The sequence below is a fragment of the uncultured Thiodictyon sp. genome (assembly GCF_903828115.1).
In the GTDB taxonomy this organism is placed as follows: Bacteria; Pseudomonadota; Gammaproteobacteria; order Chromatiales; family Chromatiaceae; genus Thiodictyon.
On record NZ_CAIKKU010000583.1, the window covers coordinates 1 to 5,627 of the forward strand.

The 5,627-nt window shown below is 68.0% G+C and carries 5 protein-coding genes; 4 read left to right on the forward strand and 1 reads right to left on the reverse strand.

Going from position 1 to position 5,627, the window contains the following annotated elements:
• On the reverse strand, positions 1 to 257 hold a 257-nt coding region (locus QZY48_RS21980), incomplete at its 3' end, for a MerR family DNA-binding transcriptional regulator (RefSeq protein WP_295435161.1).
• A 318-nt stretch (positions 258 to 575) separates the two neighbouring features.
• Here QZY48_RS21980 and hemC point away from each other — a divergent pair.
• The 4 genes from hemC to QZY48_RS22000 form a co-directional block, all read left to right on the forward strand.
• Positions 576 to 1,502: a hydroxymethylbilane synthase gene (gene hemC / locus QZY48_RS21985; RefSeq protein WP_295435163.1), complete on the forward strand. Its 927-nt coding sequence runs from the start codon at positions 576 to 578 to the stop codon at positions 1,500 to 1,502.
• Complete coding sequence (locus tag QZY48_RS21990) at positions 1,499 to 2,281, forward strand: uroporphyrinogen-III synthase (RefSeq protein WP_295435165.1); 783 nt, start codon at positions 1,499 to 1,501, stop codon at positions 2,279 to 2,281. The genes hemC and QZY48_RS21990 overlap by 4 nt, the downstream gene beginning before the upstream one ends.
• A gap of 638 nt (positions 2,282 to 2,919) precedes the next feature.
• Positions 2,920 to 4,044: an efflux RND transporter periplasmic adaptor subunit gene (locus QZY48_RS21995; RefSeq protein WP_295435167.1), complete on the forward strand. Its 1,125-nt coding sequence runs from the start codon at positions 2,920 to 2,922 to the stop codon at positions 4,042 to 4,044.
• Positions 4,037 to 5,627: efflux RND transporter permease subunit (locus QZY48_RS22000; protein WP_295435169.1), on the forward strand; the 1,591-nt coding region annotated here is incomplete at its 3' end. The genes QZY48_RS21995 and QZY48_RS22000, both read left to right, overlap by 8 nt.

Sequence of the window (5,627 nt, forward strand, 5' to 3'; positions counted from 1 at the left end):
AGAACTTGCTTTTGGCGTTCAAGGTCTGCGGATTGATCATGCGACGAAACACGGGCATAGGCGACGGTGCGTCGCGTTGGCGAATCGAGGCTGAACTTGTCGGGCAGCAGCGCCGACAGGTCGTAGCGGCGCTGTCCGCCGGGGGTGCGCTCGGCCGTGATCTTGCCACTGGTCTCCCAGCGGCGCACGGTCGCGGGCGAAACCCCAAAAGCTTCCGCCGCCTCCCCTATCCTTACTTTGTACACTTTTTTGCTCATGTTTGGCAAAAATGTACAACTTTAATCGCAACAGTTCAAGCCCTCCGAGCGCTGGATTCATGGGCCCGCCCCCCGCGGCGGCCGACATGGCCGTAGCTGGCACGGATCATAGCCGCAGAACGCGGTTCCGGCGAATCCGTTACCGCCGCGACGATCCGGTGGGAGCGGCGTCAGCCGCCACGGACTGCGCAAGCCGTCACGGCCTCGTCGTGGTCTCCCATGCGGGAGGCAACAACGCCTGCGGCAGAACCGGGAGCGACCCTTTCGGGCTTCCTGGTAAGATAGGCGGCTAGCCCCAAGAAGTTGAGTATCGAAACCATGTCCGAGACCTTGCGTATCGCCACCCGCAAATCACCGCTCGCCATGTGGCAGGCCGAGCATGTGACCGCCGCCCTGGTGGCCGCCCACCCGGGGTTGCGGGTGGAGATCATCGGGATGACCACCAAGGGGGACCGCATCCTCGACGCGCCGCTCGCCAAGGTCGGCGGCAAGGGGCTGTTTGTCAAGGAACTGGAGCAGGGGATGTTGGCGGGGGAGGCGGACATCGCGGTGCATTCCTTAAAGGACGTGCCGGTGGAGTTCCCGGAGGGCCTGCACCTGCCGGTGATCCTGGAGCGCGAGGACCCGCGCGACGCCTTCGTCTCCAACCGCTTCGAGACCCTGGACCAGTTGCCCCAGGGCGCCTGCGTGGGGACCTCCAGCCTGCGCCGCCAGTGTCAGCTCGCCGAGCGCCGCCCGGACCTGCGCATCGAGCCGCTGCGCGGCAATGTCAACACCCGCCTGGCCAAGCTGGACGCGGGTGACTATGACGCCGTCATCCTGGCCGCGGCCGGGCTGATCCGCCTGGGCTTCGAGACGCGCATCAGGAGCTTCATCACCGCCGAACAGAGCCTGCCGGCGATCGGTCAGGGGGCCATCGGCATCGAGTGCCGCGCCGTCGATCCGCGCGTTCATGACCTGATCGCCGTGCTCCACCACGCGCCCACGGCCCTGCGGGTCCGCGCCGAGCGGGCCATGAACGCCCGCCTGCACGGGGGTTGTCAGGTGCCGATCGCGGGCTACGCGACCCTGGCCGACGGACAACTGCACCTGCGCGGCCTGGTGGGCGACCCGGACGGCTCGCGCATCCTGCGGGCCGAGGCGCGGGGTCCGCAGGACGACCCTGAGGCCCTGGGCGCGGCGGTGGCGGACGCCCTGCTGGCCCAAGGCGCGGGCGAGATCCTGAGCGCCCTGCAAGCGCTATGAGCAGCACCCACCCGCTGGCGGGGATCGGGGTCCTGGTCACCCGACCCCAGGCGCAGGCGCAGCCGCTGTGCCGCCTGATCGAGTCGGCGGGTGGTCGGCCACTGGCCTTTCCGACCATCGAGATCTGCCCGGTCGCCGACCCGGAACCGGCCCGCATCCTGCTTGGCGAGGACTGGGACCTGATGGTCTTCACCAGTCGCAACGCCGTCGAGCTGGCCCTGGCACTCGGGTTCGATGGCACCTGGCCGCGGGTGACACGACTGGCGGCGATCGGGCGCGCGACCGCCGCCGCGCTGACCGCGGCCGGGCGCGCGCCCGACCTGGTCCCGCCCGAGCGCTTCGACAGCGAGGCCCTGACGGCCATGCCCGAGTTGGCGGCGATGGCCGGTCGGCGGGTCCTGATCGTGCGCGGGGAGGGCGGACGCGCCCTGCTCGGGGAGGTGCTCGCCGGCCGCGGGGCCCGGGTCCAGTTCGCGGAGGTCTATCGGCGGGTGCGCCCCGCGGTCGACGCCCGCGCCCTGGTCGCCGACTGGCCGACGCGCGTCGGGCTTGCCATTGCCACCAGCGACGAGGTCCTGCAAAACCTGGTCGAGATGCTGGGTGCCGAGGGGCGCGACCTGCTGCTCGCCACCCCGCTGGTGGTGATCAGCGAGCGCACCGCGGCGACCGCACTGGGTCTGGGCTTCCGCCGGGTGCGGGTGGCCGAGCGCGCCGAGGATCAGGCGATCGTCGCGGCGCTCGGTGAGTTGGCGGGGGGCGCCGCGGCGTTTTCCGAATAGGCGTATGGGTTCCTACACCTGGATGAACCCGAGGGCGATGACCTTGACCCACCGAGGTACACTTGATCTTCGTCGCTCCACTCCACCCACTTGTGATATCGATCGCTGTCTTTCATTTCGTGACGATCTCGATGGCACTGGTGTAGTGTTGACCGAAAAAGTTATTGAGCCATCTGTGTGCTTAAGTTCATGACAACTAATCGCACCAGACGCTACTTGTTCTGCCAACTCCCGTAGCTGGGTAACGACTCGTTCTTTATTCACAGTAACGCCAGTCGTGCCTAGGACGTGCGTGGAAAAAGGGGTCCGTGGAAAAAGGGGTCAGTACCGAATGGCACTGACTTAAGCTGCGACGCTTATAAATAAAAGGCTTACAGCAATGTCAACAAGCAGTCACTTGAGAAGCGTATCAGCAGGTTGCCGGGATCGGGGACTATGCACGGCGGAGTGGCTGCGCGCGGCCATGTTGGCGGAGTGCGAGTTGTCGGCGGGAGCGCCGGCCGGGATGTGAGGTCGCCAAGGCCCAGGCTCTCGAAGACTTGGCCGACACGCGCCTCGCGAGACCGCACGCGGAGGTTGAATCGACGGCCGCTTTGCCTTATATAAGGGATCGCTAATATTTATCCGGTGCCGCCACCATGCGTCTCCTCAAGCCCTGCGCGGTCCTGACCGCGCTCTTCGCCTTCCAGACCCTGGCCGCCGACCCGCCGGCGCCGGCCGATCCCCCCGTTGCGAACCCGGCCGCGCCCCAGGCCGCAAGCACTCTCGCGACCGCGGTGGTCGTGTCGCGCACCGTCCCCCGGGAGTATCGCCTGGACGGCATCGTGGAGGCGGTCAACCGCTCCACCGTCTCCGCCCAGACCCAGGGCCAGGTTCAGGAGATCCTGTTCGACGTGGACGACTATGTGGAGAAGGGCACCGTGGTCGTGCGCCTCAAGGACACCGAGCACCGCGCCCGGGTCGCCCAGGCGACGGCGGATCTCAAGTCCGCCACCGCCCAGGTGAAGCAGGCGCGCGACGAGCACGCCCGCTTCAAGGGGCTGTTCGACAAGAAGAACGTCTCCGATTCGGCGATGGACAAGGCGACCGCGGAACTGGCCGGCGCCCAGGCCGCCCTGGACGCCGCCGGCGCCCGTCTGGCGCAGGCCCAGGAGCAGTTGAAATACACCGAGATCCGCGCGCCCTATTCGGGCATCCTGACCGAGCGCAAGGTGTCGGTGGGGGAGATGGCGAGCCCCGGCCAGCCGCTGGTGAGCGGTATCTCGCTCGATACCCTGCGGGTGGCCGTGGACGTGCCCCAGAGCCTGATCGGCCCGGTGCGCGCCGGGGCCCGGGCCCTGGTCTATCTCCCGGACGGTACCCCGCTCGAGTCCGGGGCCGTCACCGTCTTCCCCTACGCCGATTCCGGCTCCAACACCTTCAAGGTGCGGGTGGACCTGCCCGCTGGCGCGGCCCCCGGGGCCAGCCGCCTGTTCCCCGGCATGTTCGTGAAGATCGGCTTTGTGGTGGGCGAGAAGGCGGAATTGGCGGTGCCGCAGGCGAGCGTGGTGCACCGCTCCGAGGTCAAGGGGGTCTATGTGGTGGATGCCTCCGGGCGGGTGCACTTGCGCCAGGTGCGCCTGGGGCGCGCCCTGGCAGGCGATGTCGTGGTGCTCTCCGGTCTCACCGCGGGTGAGCAGGTGGCCCTGGACCCGATCGCCGCCGGGGTGCTGCGCAAGGCCCAGGCCGCCGCTCGCCCGGTGGCGGGAGACCAACATGACTGAGCGCCTGGGCCTGGCGGGCCGCATCACCCAGGGCTTTCAGGCGACCGCCATCACGCCGCTCCTGGCCATCCTGGGCCTGCTGCTCGGGGTCTTTGCCGTGCTGGTCACGCCGCGCGAGGAAGAGCCGCAGATCAACGTCACCTTCGCCGATGTCTTCATCCCCTTCCCCGGTGCCTCGGCCGCCGAGGTCGAGCATCTGGTGGCCGGGCCGGCCGAGCAGGTCTTGTCCGAGATCAAGGGTATCGAGCACGTCTACTCGGTCTCGCGCCCGGGGATGGCGGTGGTCAGCGTCCAGTTCAAGGTCGGGGAGGACAACACCGATGCCGTGGTGCGCCTGTTCAGCAAGGTGCAGAGCAATGCGGACTGGCTGCCGCCCACCCTCGGTGTCGGTACCCCCATCATCAAGCCCAAGGGGATCGACGATGTACCCATCATCACGGCCACCCTCTGGTCCAAGGATGCCGCGGTCGGCGCCTTTGAACTGGGTCAGGTTGCCCATGCCCTGGAGCAGGAGATCAAGCGCGTCGACGGCACCCGGGACGTCTATACCGTTGGGGTGCCGCGCCAGACGGTGCGCGTACTCCTGCAACCCCAGGCCCTGGCCGGGTACGGGATCGACTTGGGCGACCTGCGCCGTGCCCTGCAGGCGGGCAACCGGGGGGTGGACAACCTGAGTGTCACCGCCGCGAACCAGGAGATCCTGGTCCAGGCCGGGACCTTCCTGACCAGCCCGGATGAGATCGGTGACCTGGTGGTGGGGCTGCACGCCGGGCGCCCGGTCTTTCTGCGCGACGTGGCGAGCATCGAGCAGGGTCCGGAGCAACCCCAAAGCTATGTCTCGATGGGCGGCGGCCCCGGGGTCCGGGAGAGCGGCAGCGCCCCGGCCGGTACCGCCCCCGCGGTGACCATCGCGGTCGCCAAGCAGCAGGGGGTGAACGCCGTGGAGGTCGCGCAGCGCGTGATCGAGCGCTTCGCGCAGTTGCAGGGGACCTTCATCCCGGAGGGGGTCGAGGTCACGGTCACCCGCAATTACGGCGCCACCGCCGACGCCAAGGCCAGGAAGCTCATCAGCAAGCTCGTCTTTGCGACCGCCTCCGTGATCCTGCTGGTCTGGCTCGCGGTCGGCTGGCGTGAGGCCATCATCGTCGGCGCCGCCGTCATCATCACCCTGGCCCTGACACTCTTTGCCTCCTGGGCCTGGGGCTTTACGCTGAACCGGGTCTCGCTCTTCGCGCTCATCTTCTCCATCGGCATCCTGGTGGACGACGCCATCGTGGTGGTGGAGAACATCCACCGGCACATGGTCATCTCCAAGGCCCGGCTCCTGGACCTGATGCCCGCGGCCGTGGATGAGGTGGGCGGACCGACCATTCTCGCCACCTTCACCGTCATCGCCGCCCTGTTGCCCATGGCCTTCGTCAGCGGGCTCATGGGGCCCTATATGTCGCCGATCCCGATCAATGCGTCACTGGGGATGGTAATCTCACTCGCGGTCGCCTTTGTCTTCACCCCCTGGATGACCAATTTCATGCTCGGCCGGCGCCATGATCGTATGGTTGCCGCAGACCCCCTGGGAGCGCGGG